This window comes from Mycobacteroides franklinii (assembly GCF_002013895.1).
Classification (GTDB): Bacteria; Actinomycetota; Actinomycetes; order Mycobacteriales; family Mycobacteriaceae; genus Mycobacterium; species Mycobacterium franklinii.
In genome coordinates this window covers 49,495-66,565 of record NZ_MAFQ01000004.1, presented here as the reverse complement: position 1 = coordinate 66,565, position 17,071 = coordinate 49,495, and the positions used below count along the sequence as shown (strand labels likewise).

Below are 17,071 nucleotides of genomic sequence, written 5' to 3'. Positions count from 1 at the left end.
CCACCTGCCGGACTAATCTGGGGTTGATGCGATTCCTGTTCGCGGTCCTGTTGTGGCTGCTCACCACCGCCGCGCTGGCCGTGACCATTGCGGGTGCCTGGACACAGTCCCGGCTTGTCGATGAGAACGGCTATGTGGCGTTGACGGCGCCGGCCGCGGCCGATCCGAGGGTTCAGCATGCGATCGCCGAGGAGCTGACCACTCAGATCGTGTCGTTGGGCAAGAAGCAGGGGTCGCGCGTCAACGAGACTCAGGTGGCCGAGTTGACCGCGTCATACACCAGTGGGCCGCAGTTCCGCGCCGACTTCGCATCCGTGAATCGAATGGCGCACCAATGGTTGTTTACGAACTCGAGCGCTGCGCAGCGTGATTCGCAGGGCAGCTGGCAGATCGATGTGGCTCCGATGATCAAGAGTCTGGTGCCGCAAGGTCTTTCGATCAAGGCGCCGGAGACGTTGACGGTATCGATCACGGACGACAACCTGGCCGGCATGACGCCGGGCCGCTTGGTCCCGGTGGCGCGCTTCGGCCACCTTGCCGTGTGGATATCCTTCGGATTGACTCTCATCCTAGCCGGACTGACTCAGCTTGCGGTGCGTAGCCGCGCCAAAGGACTTGCGGGGTTGGGTATTTCAGCGCTGCTGGTGGGTGCGGCCGGTTGGGCGGGGCTGGAGGTTGGCCGACGCTACCTGGACCGCCCGTTGAACCGTGTTACCGAAAATCTTCGGGATGTGGCCGACAGCCTGGTCACTGCCGCGGTGAACAACGCCCACCACTGGCTGAGCCTCACCATGGGCGTGGGCGGCCTGGTGATCGCGGTTGGCGTGGTGTCGGGGTTGGTGGGCGGTCTATTGCGTCGTTAGGCCGCGTGAGCGTCGCGGATGCGTTGCACGTCGTGCTCTACGCATCCGATGCGTTCAGCGGCGTCACTGACGGACAACCGACGGTCCAACAGGATGTCTAGTTCGGAGGGCGAGAACTCGGGTTCGGCGTCCCAGGGAGCGTGGTCCCAGCCGTTCTCGCTCAACCCAACAAATAGGTCTTTCGTCATCGTGCACCTCACGGCATTCGGGCTCTAACTACCAGTCATTCGGAAGCGCATCAGTGCGCCTACAACGGCGGTGAGTACCTTCGCCGGCCAGGCGGCTTTGCCGTGGCCAATAATTCAGTTAGTTACCACGCTAGCTGAGCTCACTCGGCGGCAACAACCCGTGACGGTAACGGCTAGGTCTCGATTTCGGTAACGGGCCCCGACGTCGAGGAGCGTGTTTGTCGATTACTGCATGTGTTTGAACTGGGGGGATAGCTGACGTTTTGCATAATGCTAGCTACAGTTAGCACCTTTGAGCTGCGGTTTTGCGGCCGCTGATAGATCGCTGTTTGCGGGAGTGGAGATCCATTGAGCAAACTGCATGCGAGGGAATGTGCCGTTACTCGAGACTGGCTGTTGCGGCGACGTGATGTGCGAAACTGCTGCCTGCGTTACGTGATGCGCGTCACGACAGACGTACCGTCACCATGCTTTCGTTGGCGGCCGCGCGGTCGATGTCCGCCTGGTTCAGGCTGCCGTCAGGATTGCGGCGTACGTTGTGATACTTGGCATCTCTCGGCACCTGGTGCAGGAGCTGCGCCAGCGGCCCGGCGATCTGCGGCCCGGTGGACAACTCGGCGGTGCCATCGAGGCGCTTGCCGCGTACCAGTGCCGTCACCGGCCGGCCATCGCGCAGATTCTTGGCCCAGGCCCTATCGGTGAAGACCGTCAGCACGTCGCCGTCACGAACGTAGGTGGCGGCGACGTTGTATTCCTTGCCGCTCTTGCGGCCGGTGAAAGTGAACAGCGCGATGTTGCCGCTGAGCACGGGGTGTAGCGGGCTGCGGAGTACGCCCCTGACCATCTTGTTGACCCATGGTGGAACGGTGTTGGATTGGCTCATACGGCCATCCTGCGCCGCGGGAAGGCTCGAGGGCATCGGGGATCGCCCTGAGATTTCGGGTCAGGGTGCCAACTGGCGCCACAGGAACTCGATGGCCAACGCCGCCTTGAATGCCGACTGTTCGTTGTTGGCCGCGCCGCCGTGGCCACCTTCGATGTTCTCGTAGTACCAGACCGGTTGCCCGGCTTCCTGCAGGGCTGCGGTCATTTTGCGTGCGTGCCCGGGATGGACTCGGTCATCGCGGGTGGAGGTGGTCACCAGAACCGGCGGGTACCGCCGATCGGACGAAATATTCTGGTAGGGAGAGTATTTCGAGATGAACTCCCAGTCATCGGGGTTGTCCGGGTCGCCGTACTCGGCAACCCAGGAGGCCCCGGCCAGCAGCAGGTGATAGCGCCGCATATCCAGCAGCGGCACCTGGCATACCAGCGCACCGAAGAGCTGCGGGTACGCCGTGAGCATGACCCCCATCAGCAGGCCGCCGTTACTGCCGCCCTGGGCACCCAGTTGTGCCGCGGTGGTGATGCCGCGGGTCACCAGATCCCGCGCCACCGCGGCGAAGTCCTCGTACACCAGATGGCGGCCCTCGCGCATCGCCTGGGTGTGCCACACCGGCCCGTACTCGCCGCCACCGCGGATGTTGGCCAGAACATACGTGCCACCCCGGGAGAGCCACAGCTTGCCCAGCACGCCGTCGTACCCGGGAGTCCTTGCGACCTCGAAGCCGCCGTAGCCGCCGAGCAAGGTAGGGCCGGCCACGTCAGATCCCTTGGCGCGCACTACAAAATACGGGATCGACGTGCCATCGTCGGACTGCGTGAAGTATTGGGCCACGTCAAATGAGGCGTCGTCGAAGAAGGACGGTGCCGACTTGATGGGAGATACGGACGCCCGGGTGGCGCCCGCCTCTCCGATTTCACCGCGCAGCAGCGTTGACGGCTGAGTGAAACCCGAAGTGTCGAGGAATATCTCGTCGCCCAGGTCATCGATCGCGACGATCTGTGTGGTGGCGTTGTCCGAAACACCGGTCAGCGGTTCGAAGTGCCAGTCACCGGGAGTGAACACCAGGATCTCGGTGGCCACATCGCGCAGGATCGCGACCGTGAGTCGCTCCTTGGTCCACGCGTAGTGGTGCAGGCTCGCATGCTCGTCGGGAACGAACACCGGGGTGAGTGCACGGCTGCCGGCGACATAATCCCGGTATCGGGCCGCCAGTAGCGTGCCGGCCGAATACTCGATGTCATCGACCCGCCACGGCGACTTGAGTTCGATGAGCAACCACTCGCGGTGCACCGATACCGAGGCATCGGTGGGGACGTCAATGTGCAGCAGCTCGCCGTCGGTGGTCAGCTCGTGTACTTCGGAATTGAAGAAGTCGGTGGACCGGCTGATCAGGGTGCGTTCGAAGCCCGGCGTGTCGTCAAAGCTCGCACCCACCATCACGTCTGAGGCCTCACCGCTGAAGACCAGTTCCGCGTCGTCGACTGATTGACCGCGTTTCCAGCGCTTGACCAGGCGGGGATATCCCGAGTCTGTGAGGCTGCCGGGCCCGAAATCTGTGCCCACGAAGACAGTGTCCGCGTCGATCCATCCGATGTGAGTCTTGGCCTCGGGCAACGCGAACCCGTCGGTCACGAACTGCCTTGTTTGCAGATCGAATTCGCGTACTACCACCGCGTCCGACCCGCCACGCGACAGACTGATCAGCGCACGGCGGAAATCGGGCCGCAATACGGCAGCCCCGGCCCATACCCAGTTCTCGTCCTCGGTGGCGGCCAGGGCGTCGACGTCGATGATGACGTCCCACTCGGGATCATTTTGCCGGTAGCGGTCCAAAGTGGTTCGCCGCCAAAGGCCGCGGGCGTTGTTTGCGTCGCGCCAGAAGTTGTAGAGGTACGGGCCCCGGCGACGCACATATGGGATTTGCGCGTCCGTGTTGAGGATCGCCAGTGCCTCGCCGCGCATCTCGTCGAAACGTGCACCGGAAAACTCGCTGGTGGTCGTTGCGTTACGCTCGCGCACCCAGTTCAGCGGCTCATCACCGCCGATATCCTCGAGCCAGAGATATGGGTCCGGGGAGCGGCGCGCCGACGTCATTTGAGCCAGTGTGCCAGTGATCGCAGTATGGTCGAAGATGGCCCGGGGGCGTATGTAAAACACCGAGCAGGAGCTTTCTCGTGATACCACTGCCACGTGCGCAAGTCGTCGCTAGCGCGATGCTGCTGGGGATAGCAGTCGGACTTGGCGCCGGAATGTCGAGTGTCCTGGTCGCGCATCAGTCTGTGCGACCAGACCTCGTTATCGGCTTGATCGTGGCGGTGCCGAGCCTGATCGGGTTTCTGATCTTGATCGCGTCCACTCGCAAATGGATGACGGCAGTGGCGGCCTTCATCCTGGCGATCGCTCCTGGGTGGTTCGGGATTCTGGCGGCGATACAGGTGATTCAGGGTGTCTGACAAAAACGCAGAAAATACGGTCGAGAAGACGGGCGCAGAGGTAGACGGCGCTGCGACGGAATTGGTTGACGAGGTGGATCGGCCGAGTGTCGTCGAGGGTGACCTTGCCGACCCGTTGGCGGTGCCGATCGATGATGGCAAGGTCCGGGACGGCCTGGACACCGCCACGTTCACCGCGTTCTCAGCCTTCAAGGACGATGACGACGACCTCCTCCCCACCGGCCGGATCGACACTGACGCTCTGCCGCTGACCGAAGCATTCGACGTCGACAACGACCGCACCGGCGCGATGCCGGCGCCCATCGGTGGGTCACGGGCCGAATCGATGACCCCTGATCCGTACACCGGTGCGGTTCCCGTGGTCGGCGACGAGCCCGCCATGCCGGTCCGGGTGCCTGCGGAGCGGGAACCCGCCTTCCTGAAGCGCTGGGTGCTGTTGTTGGTACTGCTGGGAACGTGGATTCCTGCTGGTGCGATGGGGCTACTGCTGTACCAGAACTGGTTCGAGACACTGCTGCCGCATGATCGGATCCTCGCGGTCGTGTACGTGTTGGTCTGGGTATTTGCCTGCGTGCTGGTCGCCCTATTGCTGGCCATGGTCGAACCGCGCCCGATAATCGTCGCCCTTGCGTTCGCCGTCTTGACGGCGCCCGCCATTTCGGTGGCGGCGACGGGTGTCAAGTATGGCTATGTGGCGTGCACCGCACCTTCGGTGCCCGGCGTGCAATCACTGTGCCCGGAGCCGCTGCGCAGTTGGGGTATCCAGTACCGAGACCGGGCTTGACGCTCCTCGCCTGACGTCGTCCTACTAGTGTGGAGTTCGTGACTGCACACTATGACGTCGTCGTTCTCGGAGCTGGTCCCGGTGGCTATGTCGCGGCCATTCGCGCTGCCCAGCTGGGCCTGACAACAGCCATCGTCGAGGAGAAATATTGGGGCGGAGTCTGCCTCAATGTCGGGTGTATCCCGTCCAAGGCGCTGCTGCGCAACGCGGAGCTGGCCCACATCTTCACCAAGGAAGCCAAGACCTTCGGCATCAGCGGTGAGGCAACATTCGATTTCGGTGCCGCATTCGACCGGAGTCGCAAGGTCGCCGAGGGACGCGTGGCCGGTGTGCACTTCCTGATGAAAAAGAACAAGATCACCGAGTACGAGGGGGTCGGTACCTTCACCGACGCCAACACCTTGGCGGTCAAGAAGGCTGATGGCTCGACCGAGACGCTGACTTTCGCCAATGTGATCATCGCCACCGGCAGCAGTGTGCGGCTGGTGCCCGGGACTGCACTCTCGGAGAACGTGGTCACCTACGAAAAGCAGATCCTCACCCGTGAGCTGCCCGGCTCGATCATCATCGCCGGCGCGGGCGCCATCGGTATGGAATTCGCTTACGTGCTCAAGAACTACGGCGTGGATGTCACCATCGTCGAGTTCTTGCCGCGGGCACTGCCCAACGAGGACGCCGAGGTGTCCAAGGAGATCGAGAAGCAGTACAAGAAGCTGGGCGTCAAGATCCTCACCGGCACCAAGGTCGAGTCGATCCAGGATGAAGGGGGCAGCGGTCCCGTTCGCGTCAAGGTAAGCAAGGACGGGCAGGAGAGCGAGCTCGTCGCCGACAAGGTGCTGCAGGCCATCGGGTTTGCGCCGAACGTGCAGGGCTTCGGGCTGGAGAACACCGGGGTGGCGCTCACCGACCGCGGCGCGATTGCCATCGACGAGCGGATGCGCACCAACGTGCCGCACATCTACGCGATCGGCGACGTCACGTCCAAGCTGCAGCTGGCTCACGTCGCCGAGGCGCAGGCGGTTGTCGCTGCCGAAACCATCGCCGGTGCAGAGACATTGGAGCTGGGTGACTACCGGATGATGCCTCGGGCGACCTTCTGCCAGCCGCAGGTGGCCAGCTTTGGGCTCACCGAGGAACAGGCCCGCGCCGAGGGATACGACGTCAAGGTGGCCAAGTTCCCGTTCACGGCGAACGGCAAGGCTCATGGTCTGGCCGACCCGACCGGATTCGTGAAGCTGATCGCCGATGCCAAGTACGGTGAGCTGATCGGCGGGCACCTGATTGGCCCCGACGTTTCCGAGCTGCTGCCCGAGCTCACGCTGGCGCAGAAGTGGGATCTGACGGTCAATGAGCTGACCCGCAACGTGCACACACACCCGACGCTGTCCGAGGCGCTGCAGGAAGCGTTCCACGGGCTCGCGGGTCACATGATCAACTTCTGATCGCATGCGTGCGTGCGGGATTGGGGTGTTGGCGGTGCTGTTGGCCGCCTGCACCCCTACACACCCGTTCGTGCAGACAACGACGACATCGTCATCGGTAGTCAGTACCCCGCACGTTACTTCTCCGACCGATATACCGACGGTGAGTACGCCCGGTTTCGACGGCGACTTCATCACGCCGGATGGATTGGCCTGCGCTGTCGGCGGTGACCGCAGCGTGGATTGCGCAGGCGCACTGCCGGGCGTGCAACCGGGTGTCGTCAGGGTTCGGATGGGGACGGGTACGGGCGAGCCGGCCGGCTACTACCGGGTACTTGACACTCATCCGAGGGTGACGGGTGCCCAGCGGCTCGAGGTTGGTCGGCAGGTCGCCAAGTACGGGGTCGTCTGCCGGGCAGAGTCAGGGCCAATCACCATCTGTGACAACGGAAAACAGTCGCTGACCATCGGCTCTGGCAAAACGGTCCTGGGCGATAGGGGACTGGTGTTGCCGGACGGCGTTCCGCGCCCATACGACTTCGTGGTCTCCGAGGTCGAGTATGACGGTCACGGACCCAAGGGCATCGAGCGGATGTTCACTCTCGCCAGCGGATTGCGGTGCAGCATCTTGACGTACAGCGGCGGGAGTATCGCGTGCCTGGGAAAACTGCCGGGATTCACCGGTGGCACGGGATACGTCTCCGTGTCGAATGTCCCCGGTAATCCGAAGGGGGTCGGTGCCGGCACCATGAATCCCCCACGCGGTGAGGTCAAGCGGCTCCCCCCGGGGGACAGCGTGTACGGATATGGCAATCAGGGCACCTGCATGGCACTCATGGGCGGCGGCGTGGCCTGTGGCTTCTTCGGTGGAACCAAGAGCTCGGGATTCGTCGCCGCGAACGGACGAACCTGGACCTTCGGTATGTAGGTTCAGACCATGGTGCCTGCAACCGTTGACCTGGCGGGTGCCCGCGCATAGCTTCGCGCCATGTCGACCACTGACGAACTGCTGAAGAACGCGCAGGCCTACGCGGCCAGCTTTGACAAAGGTGAGCTGCCGCTGCCGCCGGCCCGCAAGGTCGCGGTTGTGGCGTGCATGGATGCGCGCCTGAATCCCTATGGGCTGCTTGGCCTCCACGAGGGTGACGCGCATGTCATCCGCAATGCCGGCGGAGTGATCACAGAGGACGAAATCCGGTCGCTGGCTATCTCGCAGCGGCTGTTGGGCACCGAGGAGATCATTCTCATCCACCACACCGATTGCGGCATGCTGACCTTCACCGATGACGGGTTCAAGCGGTCTATTCAGGACGAGACGGGCATCAAGCCGTCATGGTCCGCGGAGGCCTTCACCGATCTGGACGAGGACGTCCGTCAGTCTCTCGCGCGGATCAAGGCCAATCCGTTTGTTCCGCGCAAGGCCAGCGTCCGGGGCTTCGTGTATGACGTCACGAACGGAACGCTGCGCGAGGTCGCCGCTCAGGTTTAGCACTCAGCCAAGCAGGGCAGGTGCGCGTACCGGAGCCGGCCATGGCAAGGCCAGGTGGTCGCGCAGGGTCGAACCGGTGTACTCGGCGCGGAAGATGCCGCGGCGCACCAGGATCGGCACCACGTGCTCGGTGAACAGCTCGAACTGACCGGGTAGGCCCGACGTGCTCAGAATAAAGCCGTCGGCCGCTCCTTCGGTGAACCACAGCTCGATCTGATCAGCCACCTGCTCCGCGGAGCCGACGAACCGGGTACCGAAGGCATTCAGGGTGCGGTAGAGGAACTCTCGCACTGTTGGATTGCCCACGGTGGCAAGGTGTTTGTATCCTGCCAGGGCCGTCTGATGGGTCTCGGTGCTGTCCGGGAATGCCGATGCCGGCACGGGGCCGTCCAGGTCGGCGCCGATGACGTTGACATCCACCTCGAGTAGCCACCCCGCCTGATACTCGGGAATGAAGTGCTCGTAGATGGTGCTTTCCACGGCGTGCGCCTCGGCCTCGGTGGAGCCGACGACCACCCCGAGTGAAGGGGTGATCAAGGGGGCGGAGGTCCGTCCGACGGCACGGGCTGCCGCGTGGAGTTGCCGATAGAAGTTCTTGGCGCGGTCGATATCGGTCTGTCCGGTAAAGACCACCTCGGCATGTTTGGCTGCGAAGGCCCTTCCCGTGGTGGAGGATCCGGCCTGAAAGATCACCGGTTGCCCCTGGCGGGAAGGTGTGACGCCGAGTGGTCCCTTGACCTTGTGGAACTCTCCGTCGTGGTTGGTGACGTGAATTTTGTCGATATCGCTGTAGATTCCGGCCGCACGATCTTCGATGACGGTGTCTGACTGAAGCGAATGCCACAGCGTCTTCACCACCTGCAGGGTCTCCTCGGCCAGCCGGTAGCGCTCGTCATGCGGAAGGAAGCCCCGCGCGCCGAAGTTGGCCGCCGCGGCCTGCGCAAAGCTCGTCACGAGGTTCCATCCGGCACGCCCGGCGCTCAGATGATCGAGCGATAGCAGCTGGCGTGCCAGGTGATACGGCGGCTGGAAGGTCGAGGAGCCGGTGACCACCAGGCCCAGGCGATCGGTCACCGCGGCGAGATAGGAAGTGGCCGTGAGCGGCTCGTAGTCCTCGGTGGCTTTGTGGGCCCAGGTGGCCTCCGGGCCGAAGTTCAGACCATCGGCGAAGAAGATGGCGTCGAACTTGGCCGCCTCGGCTGCCTTCGCGGTGGCGACCAGGGTGTTGAGCTGATTGGCCGGGCCATTCCGTACACCGGGCAGCCGCCATGCCCCGCCCGCGCGAACATTGCCGAAGGCAAGGAGGTGAAGCTGGCGGTCGCTCGTGGATGACACAGCAGACTCCTAAAAGTTGGTGCCGGCGAACGGTTTTGAACCAGTGGAGAAGAGGGCGTCGGCGGCTTTGATCGCCCCCGCCGACCGCACGGAGACCAATCCGGCGCGCCTGAGCTGTGCCCAGGTGTTGCCGCCGAGATAGACCGATCCGAGAGCGGCGACATCGACCGATAGGTCGGGAGTGTGCTGGGTGCGCCGCACCTTGTCCGAGCCCACCGAGAACCGCGCCGCGTTGTGTGGGAGCAGGGCGTCGCCTACTTCGATCACCACCGGCGCGCTATCGGTATAGGTACGTGCGGCCAATGCCGCTTCGACATCGACCAGCCGGAGCCAGGTTTCGTCGCGGATACCGGTGACCGTGACCGCACGCGGGTCGGCCACGAGGTGGGGGAGCGGGTCGTCGACGGGGCGCGCTCCGAACTCGATGACGTCGACCAGGTCCAGATCCAGCAGATGACCGACCAGGGTCCGGTAGGCGTCATCGCTATGTGCGACAAGATCGTCAACGGATATGGTGCGCGCGCTGCTGGCGAACCACTCGGTCGTGTCGTGTGGTCGGTAACGCACATAGCCATCCGGGCGGGTGACTACGTAGTGCTTCACGGGCTCAGCGGCATCGAACAGCTCGTGCAGGCGCCACCACTGCGGTGGACGCGCCACCGCTCCCGTCCACGCCGCGCGTTCATAGATCGAGGCGAGTAGCTCCGGCGATGCCGCGGTGTCGAGCAGCGTGACGGCATTAGCGTCAACGGGATTCAACTGTGCTGCCCGTCGCCGCTGAATGCGGTAGGACGCGCTGCTGGTCGCTACTCCGTATCCGAAGCGGCGGTAGATCACCGCTTCGGATGCCCGCAGGCTGGCGACAATCTCGCCTCGTCCCGCGATATCGGTGAGCTGGCGGGTGACCAGGGAGGTGAGGATTCCGCGTCGGGTATGAGTGGGCAGCACGCCGATGTGTGTGACGGCCGCATGCGGAACGCGCGATCCACCGGGAACGGTGAGCCAGCTGGTGTACGAGTCGGCCCCGCCGACCAGCTCCGTCTGCTCGAATGCCCCTAAATATCTTCCAGCTTCTAGTAATTCACCCACCGCGACGGCGCCGAGCGGCGGTAGCCCGACCATGGCGCGCCAGAACACCGTGAAGGCGCGCTCGCGTTCGGTGGAGGTTTGCAGGAATCGAATGTCTGTCACGGTTTCGTGCCCTGCGTTGAATCGGCGAGGCGCCCAAGACCATTGAGGCTGCGCGGCGAAGGCCATTCATCGGTCAGCAGGTGCCTACCGATCTCGCGCTGCCGGTACGGCAGCGGGTCATGCGTGGTGTGTGTGCGTGCGTTACGCCAATAGATGTCCAAACCAACGGAATTGGCAGTCGATCGGGCGCCAGTGGCCTGGTAGATGTTGTGCGTCACGTCCAGGGATATCTCGGTGGCGACGGATTTGGCCTGATCCACGCGAATCGCCAGTGCGCCCCAACCGGCCTCGGTAGGTGCCTCACCGGTTGCCAGTGCCTGCTCGAATTCTCTTGTCACAGAATCGGCCAGGGCGATGCCCGCGGCGATGCCTCCCGACAGGCGGCCCAGCAGCTGCTGATGATAGGGATCCTCGGTCACCTCCGTGGAGTACGCCTCGGGCCAGGGCCTGCCCTTGTCCCTGATGTAGGCCACGCCCGCGGCGAGCGCGCCCTCGGCGATTCCGAGATACAGATGGACGAAGATCAGCTGGCTGAACAATGCCCGCAGCCCGTCGCGGCGCTCGCGGGATCCATCGTGATCCGGGTACTCGGCGATTCCGGTGAGAACCTCGTCATGGCGCAGCAGCACGTTATCGAATTCGACGCTGCCGCTTGCGGTAAGACGTTGCCCGAGGTTGTCCCAGTCGTCATTGAACCGCAGACCGGCCCGGTCACTCGGGATTATCGCGTTGATGGGTTCCGCCTCGTAGAGGAGGACGGTGATCAGGTCGGCGAGTGCGACCCCGGTAGCGAAGGTCCGTTTGCCGTTGACCCGGTAGCCCGCTTCGGTCCGCGTGACGGTGATGCCCGGGTCGCGCGGATTACTGACACTGCCCTGGAACCAGCCCTGCTCGCCGACGCCCCGCGCGATGTACTCACGCTGAGCCGGTGACCCGAGAATGTAGGTCCAGACCCCATTGGAATAGTGGTAGACCAATAGCTGCCCGATCGAACCGTCGGCCGCTGCGATGATCCGGCCGAGTTGTAGCGCCTGCGCTAGGCTGCCTCCGGCGCCCCCGAATTCGCGTGCGGTGGCGAATGACAACAGGCCGTGGTGGCGCAACAGTCCGATCTCGGCGACGGGGTTCTGATTGGCGCGATCGCGCGTCAACGCCGTGGCCGCCAGCTCGGCGGCGACGCGTTCGGTGACCCGTATCCATTCGGTGAACTCGGTATCGCTGACCCCCTGATAGGCAAGAACCGGCGAGGTGGCGGCGGCGGTCATTTGACGAGAGCTCCTGTATCGGCGGGTTCGTGGTCGGGTTCGATGACCGGCTCTTGCTGGAGGACCTCGAGAATGCCGAGTTCGGCCAGCCGTTCTTGCTCTGATTCGGAAAGCGTTTGGATGGAACCGATCCGGGCCGCAACGTCGGGCCGGCGGACTCGCAGATACCAGTAACGCAACAACCCGACGAGCAGAATCGCGCCGAAGATGAGGGGCAGGATGTTGAACGGGAACGTGGGAACCGGGTAGAAATTGCTGAAGATCACGTACCCGATGGCCAGGGTGGCCGCGGCCGAGACCGCCAGCCGCGCCAGGGTGAGTGCCTTGATGCGGTACAACCAGAGGGGTGTGGCCACCACTACCAGCAGATAGCTGATGAGAAATCCCCAGTTGGCCACGTAGTTTCCATAGACGTCGAATACCAGGCGACCGACCGAGCTGAGGGTGGCGGTAACGGAGAAGGCCGTCGCGATGATCCCGATGAGGAAGATACCGGCGACGGGGGTCTTGTAGGCCGGGTGCACCCGCGTGAGAACTGCCGGAAGCGCACCCTCGTGTGCCAGTGTGAACAGACCTCGCGCCGCCGAGTTGGTGACCGCGGTGACGAACACGATGAATGCGATGGTCACCGCCAGGCTTATTGGGTAGATGGCCCACGCGACTCCCGCGTTCGTGGCGACTTGGGGAAGTATCGCGCTGTCGCCGTCGATGTTTCGGAACTGCAGGATTTGCGGGTAGGTGGCCAGGATGTAGAGCACCCCGATGATCAAGACGACGCGCAGCAGCGACCGGGCGATGGTGCGATGCGCGTCGCGGGATTCGGCGCCGAGCGATGCCACACTCTCGAATCCCGCGTATGCGCCGACCGCGGTGACGGCGGCGATAAAGGTGGTGCTGTTGCCCAGGTTGCTCAGGGCCCACTGCTCGGTGTCGATGCGCCAGCCATAGCTGATGTACGAGGCCACGATGATGATGAGAATCAGTGCAGTGGCGATGATTTCGAAGATGAGTTCGTACTTCGCCGAGATTGAGACGCCGCGATAGGGCAGGTAGACGGCGACCGCGACAATCACGGCGACCAGCGCGAGCTTGAATCCGGTTGCCTCCGAGTGGATCCCGATCGCCTCGAGAAAGGATTCGAAGTACAGCACGCCGCCGAGGATCCCCGTAGTGGCGAAGGTGATGTATCCGATGAGCAGGCTGAAGCCCGCCGCGTACGCGGCACCGGGCCCCAGGCCGTTGCCGGCGTATGTGCCCAGCGAGCCCGAGGACACCGTCCGCTTGGCTTGGAAGCTGATGGTGGTTGCGATCAGCACGACAGCCACCAGGCCGATCACGGCTGACCATGCCGCACCCTTACCGGCCGCTACGAACAGGGAAAACGGCACGGTGGCGACCGCGACGCTGGGGGCGGCCGCCGCCAGGCCCTGGGCGAAAACTCCCCAGGAGCCAACGGCGTTACGTTCGAGTCCGTGAGAATCGGCGGCCTGAAGCGATCTGCCGTTGACGGTGAGCTGATGGGCGGGATCGGACATGCGGGGGTACTTTCGCTTGGCGGAGTGGGCTGAAACCGGCAGCGCGCAAAGGAGATTGCGCGCCTACCTACAGTCCTGGGCCAAGCGCATGGACCGATCGTGCGACGGCGTCAAGAACGTGTCAACGGCGGTGGCGGCGCCGTCGCCGGTACCTGCGACAACTTTCGTGGTGCCCTGCGCGGAATCTTTCCTTGACCTGGAGTCGACTCCAGGTTCTACCGTGGCTCTGTGACCACAAGTGAGCCGCAGAACGCAGGGTTTCCCATCTCGCACGTCGCCCAGCGGACCGGGTTGTCGATCGACGCGCTGCGCTGGTTTGAACGCGAGGGCCTGTTCCCGCGGGTACCGCGCGACGGCGGTGGTCGGCGCCGATTCAGTGACGACGACATTGAACGCGTCCAGCTGATGCTGCGGTTGCGCCGTACCGGCATGCCGGTACGGGACATGCGGCGTTTCATCGAGCTGCTGGCGGGCGGGGAGGAGACGCACGCCGAGCGTTTGGAACTGCTATTCGCCCAGCGTGTCCGGATTCTGGCCGCCATGGAGCGGCTTACTGAAGACCTCAAGGTCGTCGACTTCAAGGTCGCTTATTACACGGAGTCGGTCAATGGCGCCACGGCTCAACCCGCCGGAGGAAAGAAGAACTGACATGAAGTACACGCAGCTCGGTGAGCTATCGGTATCAAGGATCGGCCTGGGTGCCATGTCGATGTCTGCCTACTACCGCGCGATCGGTGCGGAAGGCGGCCCGGATGAGGCGACGTCGATCCGCACGCTGCACCACGCGTTGGACCTTGGCGTCAGCTTGATCGATACCGCCGAGATCTACGGACCGTTCGTCAACGAGGAGCTCGTCGGTAAGGCCATTGCGGGCCGACGTGACGACGTTGTGCTCGCCACCAAATTCGGGCTGGTGTCCCATGCACATGGTGGACCGCAGGTTGTCGACAGCGCTCCGGCGAACATCGCGATCGCGGTGGAGGGATCGTTGCGGCGGCTCGGTGTCGACCATATCGATCTCTACTACCAGCATCGCGTCGATCCGAACGTCCCTATCGAGGACACCATCGGGGCGGTGGCCGAGCTGGTACAACACGGCAAAGTTCGGCACATCGGGCTGTCGGAGGCCTCTGCCGGGACGCTCCGCCGTGCGCACGCCGTCCATCCGATAACCGCGTTGCAGTCGGAGTATTCGTTGTGGACCCGCGATATCGAGGACGAGATTTTGCCGACTCTCAGAGAGCTCGGTGTCGGGCTGGTCGCCTATTCCCCCCTTGGTCGTGGCTTTCTCACGGGAGCCATCAGCTCGCGAGACCAACTGGCGGAGGGCGACTTCCGCAAAGAACAGCCTAGATTTAGCGCAGACAACTTCGACCAGAACCTGACGGTTGTCGAAGAGGTTCGCTCGGTGGCCGCCACCGTCGGGGTCTCCAGCGCGCAGGTGGCGCTGGCATGGCTGCTTTCTCGCGGTGACGATGTGGTGCCGATCCCCGGCACCACGAAGGCCTCGCGGGTCAGTGAGAACGTCGGTGCGGTGGATATCGAGCTGCTACCCGAGCAACTCGCGCGTCTCGACAGCCTTGCGCCTGCGACCGGGGATCGATACAGCCCCGAACATCTCGCCCGCTTGGACGGCTAGCAGAGACGGGCTCCCCATTCAGTGATCCAGCGGGATCCGCAGCGACGACATGGTCGCGGCCAGCCCGTCGTACTGAGTGACAAGCAGGCAAAAGCCGATGAGCTGGCGGCGATCGAGGAACTTCGAGAGTCCTTCCCACGCATCGTCGGAGAGCGTCCTGGTGGTGAGGATCTCGTCGACACCGGTGATGAGTGCACGTTCCTTGTCGGTGAGGCCCTCGGCGCCGGCGCCGGCGAAGATCCGCTCTTGATATGCGGGATCGATACCGGCGGCCTTGGCGATACGCGTGTGGTGTTGCAGTTCGTACTCGCATTCGCGTACGTGGGCCACGCGCAGGATGACCACCTCGGTGTCGCGGGTGGAGAGCTTGGTGCCGCGCAGGATGGCTCCGGAGTAGGCCAGCCACGGCCAGAATCGGACTCCTGTCTGTCCGAGCGTGGTCGCCAGATGCATCTCCGGCACGCTGATCGCGCGCGCCATGCCCTTGGCAATCACCCAGTTGATCGGTCCGAGCTCGCGCAGACCACCTGACGGGATACGGCCACTGCTCACGGATGGGATCCTTCCTGCAGAACGAGGTATGGCGACACCGTACTGCGATGCTCATCCAGGTCGAGCGCCCGCCCGAGCGCGGGGAACGCGCGTTGGGGACAGTTGTCACGCTCGCATACGCGGCAACCCACGCCGATGGGCGTCGTCGCGCCTTCGGAGGACAGGTCCAGCCCCTGCGAATAGACGAGCCGGTGCGCATGCCTCAATTCGCAACCCAGCCCGATGGCGAATGTCTTGCCGGGCTGGCCGTACCGCGACGCGCGCCGCTCGACGGTGCGTGCCACCCACAGGTAGTTGCGTCCGTCGGGCATCTGCGCCACCTGGACCAGTATCTTGCCCGGATTGCCGAAGGTCTCGTACACGTTCCACAGCGGGCAGGTACCGCCGCTGGAGGAGAAATGAAACCCGGTGGCCGACTGGCGTTTCGACATGTTTCCGGCACGATCCACCCGTACGAACGAGAACGGAACTCCACGCATCGACGGACGCTGCAGGGTGGACAGCCGGTGACAGACGGTCTCGTAGCTCACCGAGTAGAAGGCCGAGAGCCGCTCGATGTCGTACTGGAAATCTTCTGCCACTCCGTGGAACTGGCGATACGGCAGGACCGTGGCGGCGGCGAAGTAGTTGGCCAGACCCAGCCGCGCCAGCTTGCGCGATTCCTCGGAGGTGAACTTGCCATCGTCGACCATGGTGTCGATGAGATCGCCGTACTCCAGGTAGGCCAACTCGGTGGCCAGCTTGAAAACCTGTTGTCCGCCCGAGAGGTGATTGCTGATTTCCAGCGTCTTGGACCCCGGGTCGTACTTGTGCAGGACGCTGTCGCCCAGGTCGATACGCCGGGCAATCTGCACGCCGTGCACTTCGGTGAGGCGGTCGGCGATCTCGCGTGCGAGATCCGCGCGGTGCATGCGCATTCGGACGGTCAGATCTTCGGCCGCGGTGTCGAGCTCATGGAGATAGTTGTGCCGCTGATAGAAGTAGTCACGCACCTCCTCGTGCGGCATGGTGATCGAACCCGTCCCCGAGCTTGCGCCACTGCCGTCGGTGTATCGGTCTTCTGTCGCCGCGGCCAACTGCGTGGTGGTGATCCGATAGCGCCGATGCAGGTTCACCATGGCGCGGGCCAATGCGGGATGTCCGGCGACCACATCGGCGATCTCCGCGGGATCTACGTCGATGTCCAGGTCTTTGTCCTGCACGACCTCGCGCAGCTCGGCAATGAGGCGGCTGTCGTCTTGAGAGGAGAAGAAGGTCGCGTCGACACCGAAGACCTCGGTGATGCGCAGCAAGACGGCGACGGTCAGCGGTCGGACGTCATGCTCGATCTGGTTGAGATAGCTCGGGGAGATCTCCAGCATCTGGGCAAGTGCAGCCTGACTGAACCCGCGCTCACTCCGGAGTTGACGAAGGCGCCCTCCAACGTACGTTTTGGACACGTTGGCCAGCGTACGCGCATTGCGAATTCTG

The 17,071-nt window shown here is 63.8% G+C and carries 18 protein-coding genes; 9 read left to right on the top strand and 9 right to left on the bottom strand.

The window, feature by feature from the left end; all coding sequences use genetic code 11:
• Nucleotides 1-26: 26 nt before the first annotated feature.
• Complete coding sequence (locus B4393_RS06210; RefSeq protein ID WP_078333393.1) at nt 27-863, top strand: hypothetical protein; 837 nt, start codon at nt 27-29, stop codon at nt 861-863.
• On the opposite strand, the gene B4393_RS06205 is transcribed toward B4393_RS06210, so the two are convergent.
• The 3 genes from B4393_RS06205 to B4393_RS06195 form a co-directional block, all read right to left on the bottom strand.
• The gene (locus B4393_RS06205; protein ID WP_070938269.1) at nt 860-1,051 is read right to left on the bottom strand and encodes a hypothetical protein; all 192 of its coding nucleotides are present in this window, start codon (nt 1,049-1,051) and stop codon (nt 860-862) included. The genes B4393_RS06210 and B4393_RS06205 overlap by 4 nt on opposite strands.
• A gap of 445 nt (nt 1,052-1,496) precedes the next feature.
• Complete coding sequence (locus B4393_RS06200) at nt 1,497-1,970, bottom strand: PNPOx family protein (protein ID WP_078333392.1); 474 nt, start codon at nt 1,968-1,970, stop codon at nt 1,497-1,499.
• A gap of 24 nt (nt 1,971-1,994) precedes the next feature.
• On the bottom strand, nt 1,995-4,031 hold the full coding sequence (locus tag B4393_RS06195; protein ID WP_078333391.1) for a prolyl oligopeptidase family serine peptidase: 2,037 nt from the start codon (nt 4,029-4,031) through the stop codon (nt 1,995-1,997).
• 80 nt (nt 4,032-4,111) lie between these two features.
• Here B4393_RS06195 and B4393_RS06190 point away from each other — a divergent pair, with 80 nt between their 5' ends.
• The 5 genes from B4393_RS06190 (at nt 4,112) to B4393_RS06170 (ending at nt 8,084) form a co-directional block, all read left to right on the top strand.
• On the top strand, nt 4,112-4,390 hold the full coding sequence (locus B4393_RS06190) for a putative holin (RefSeq protein ID WP_109558432.1): 279 nt from the start codon (nt 4,112-4,114) through the stop codon (nt 4,388-4,390).
• Nucleotides 4,383-5,174 (top strand): hypothetical protein, encoded by a 792-nt coding sequence (locus tag B4393_RS06185; protein ID WP_078333389.1) that lies wholly within the window; start codon nt 4,383-4,385, stop codon nt 5,172-5,174. Before B4393_RS06190 ends, B4393_RS06185 begins: the two co-directional genes overlap by 8 nt.
• Before the next feature lie 38 nt (nt 5,175-5,212).
• Nucleotides 5,213-6,616, top strand: a complete 1,404-nt coding sequence (lpdA, locus tag B4393_RS06180; RefSeq protein WP_078333507.1) for a dihydrolipoyl dehydrogenase — start codon at nt 5,213-5,215, stop codon at nt 6,614-6,616.
• Nucleotides 6,617-6,758: 142 nt separating this feature from the next.
• Nucleotides 6,759-7,523, top strand: coding sequence for a hypothetical protein (locus tag B4393_RS06175; RefSeq protein WP_078333388.1), 765 nt, complete (start codon nt 6,759-6,761; stop codon nt 7,521-7,523).
• Between the two features lie 60 nt (nt 7,524-7,583).
• Nucleotides 7,584-8,084: a beta-class carbonic anhydrase gene (locus B4393_RS06170; RefSeq protein WP_070938276.1), complete on the top strand. Its 501-nt coding sequence runs from the start codon at nt 7,584-7,586 to the stop codon at nt 8,082-8,084.
• 3 nt (nt 8,085-8,087) lie between these two features.
• Here B4393_RS06170 and B4393_RS06165 read toward each other — a convergent pair whose 3' ends face one another.
• The 4 genes from B4393_RS06165 to B4393_RS06150 are packed head-to-tail and all read right to left on the bottom strand — an operon-like array spanning nt 8,088 to nt 13,410.
• Nucleotides 8,088-9,419, bottom strand: a complete 1,332-nt coding sequence (locus B4393_RS06165) for an NtaA/DmoA family FMN-dependent monooxygenase (protein WP_078333387.1) — start codon at nt 9,417-9,419, stop codon at nt 8,088-8,090.
• A 9-nt stretch (nt 9,420-9,428) separates the two neighbouring features.
• A complete protein-coding gene (locus B4393_RS06160; protein WP_078333386.1) occupies nt 9,429-10,610 on the bottom strand; it encodes a GNAT family N-acetyltransferase in 1,182 nt (393 codons plus the stop codon).
• Nucleotides 10,607-11,875, bottom strand: coding sequence for an acyl-CoA dehydrogenase family protein (locus B4393_RS06155; RefSeq protein ID WP_078333385.1), 1,269 nt, complete (start codon nt 11,873-11,875; stop codon nt 10,607-10,609). Before B4393_RS06155 ends, B4393_RS06160 begins: the two co-directional genes overlap by 4 nt.
• Nucleotides 11,872-13,410 (bottom strand): APC family permease, encoded by a 1,539-nt coding sequence (locus B4393_RS06150; RefSeq protein ID WP_078333384.1) that lies wholly within the window; start codon nt 13,408-13,410, stop codon nt 11,872-11,874. The genes B4393_RS06155 and B4393_RS06150 overlap by 4 nt, the downstream gene beginning before the upstream one ends.
• A gap of 16 nt (nt 13,411-13,426) precedes the next feature.
• Here B4393_RS06150 and B4393_RS28360 point away from each other — a divergent pair, with 16 nt between their 5' ends.
• The 3 genes from B4393_RS28360 to B4393_RS06135 are packed head-to-tail and all read left to right on the top strand — an operon-like array spanning nt 13,427 to nt 15,049.
• Entirely contained in the window at nt 13,427-13,642 is a 216-nt protein-coding gene (locus B4393_RS28360) for a hypothetical protein (protein ID WP_078333506.1), read from the top strand.
• Nucleotides 13,639-14,058, top strand: coding sequence for a MerR family transcriptional regulator (locus B4393_RS06140; RefSeq protein WP_078333383.1), 420 nt, complete (start codon nt 13,639-13,641; stop codon nt 14,056-14,058). Before B4393_RS28360 ends, B4393_RS06140 begins: the two co-directional genes overlap by 4 nt.
• A 1-nt stretch (nt 14,059) precedes the next feature.
• Nucleotides 14,060-15,049 (top strand): aldo/keto reductase, encoded by a 990-nt coding sequence (locus B4393_RS06135; RefSeq protein ID WP_078333382.1) that lies wholly within the window; start codon nt 14,060-14,062, stop codon nt 15,047-15,049.
• An 18-nt stretch (nt 15,050-15,067) separates the two neighbouring features.
• Here the strand turns inward: B4393_RS06135 and B4393_RS06130 are convergent, their stop codons facing one another.
• Both B4393_RS06130 and ramB read right to left on the bottom strand, forming a co-directional pair.
• Nucleotides 15,068-15,601 (bottom strand): carboxymuconolactone decarboxylase family protein, encoded by a 534-nt coding sequence (locus tag B4393_RS06130; protein ID WP_078333381.1) that lies wholly within the window; start codon nt 15,599-15,601, stop codon nt 15,068-15,070.
• Complete coding sequence (gene ramB / locus B4393_RS06125) at nt 15,598-17,040, bottom strand: acetate metabolism transcriptional regulator RamB (RefSeq protein ID WP_070938284.1); 1,443 nt, start codon at nt 17,038-17,040, stop codon at nt 15,598-15,600. Before ramB ends, B4393_RS06130 begins: the two co-directional genes overlap by 4 nt.
• Nucleotides 17,041-17,071: the final 31 nt, after the last annotated feature.

Excerpts from the sequence above, each read along its gene's own strand:
- B4393_RS06210 (WP_078333393.1), top strand. The coding sequence starts at position 27 with ATGCGATTCCTGTTCGCGGTCCTGTTGTGGCTGCTCACCACCGCCGCG.
- B4393_RS06205 (WP_070938269.1), bottom strand. The coding sequence starts at position 1,051 with ATGACGAAAGACCTATTTGTTGGGTTGAGCGAGAACGGCTGGGACCAC.
- B4393_RS06200 (WP_078333392.1), bottom strand. The coding sequence starts at position 1,970 with ATGCCCTCGAGCCTTCCCGCGGCGCAGGATGGCCGTATGAGCCAATCC.
- B4393_RS06195 (WP_078333391.1), bottom strand. The coding sequence starts at position 4,031 with ATGACGTCGGCGCGCCGCTCCCCGGACCCATATCTCTGGCTCGAGGAT.
- B4393_RS06170 (WP_070938276.1), top strand. The coding sequence starts at position 7,584 with ATGTCGACCACTGACGAACTGCTGAAGAACGCGCAGGCCTACGCGGCC.
- B4393_RS06155 (WP_078333385.1), bottom strand. The coding sequence starts at position 11,875 with ATGACCGCCGCCGCCACCTCGCCGGTTCTTGCCTATCAGGGGGTCAGC.
- B4393_RS06150 (WP_078333384.1), bottom strand. The coding sequence starts at position 13,410 with ATGTCCGATCCCGCCCATCAGCTCACCGTCAACGGCAGATCGCTTCAG.
- B4393_RS06135 (WP_078333382.1), top strand. The coding sequence starts at position 14,060 with ATGAAGTACACGCAGCTCGGTGAGCTATCGGTATCAAGGATCGGCCTG.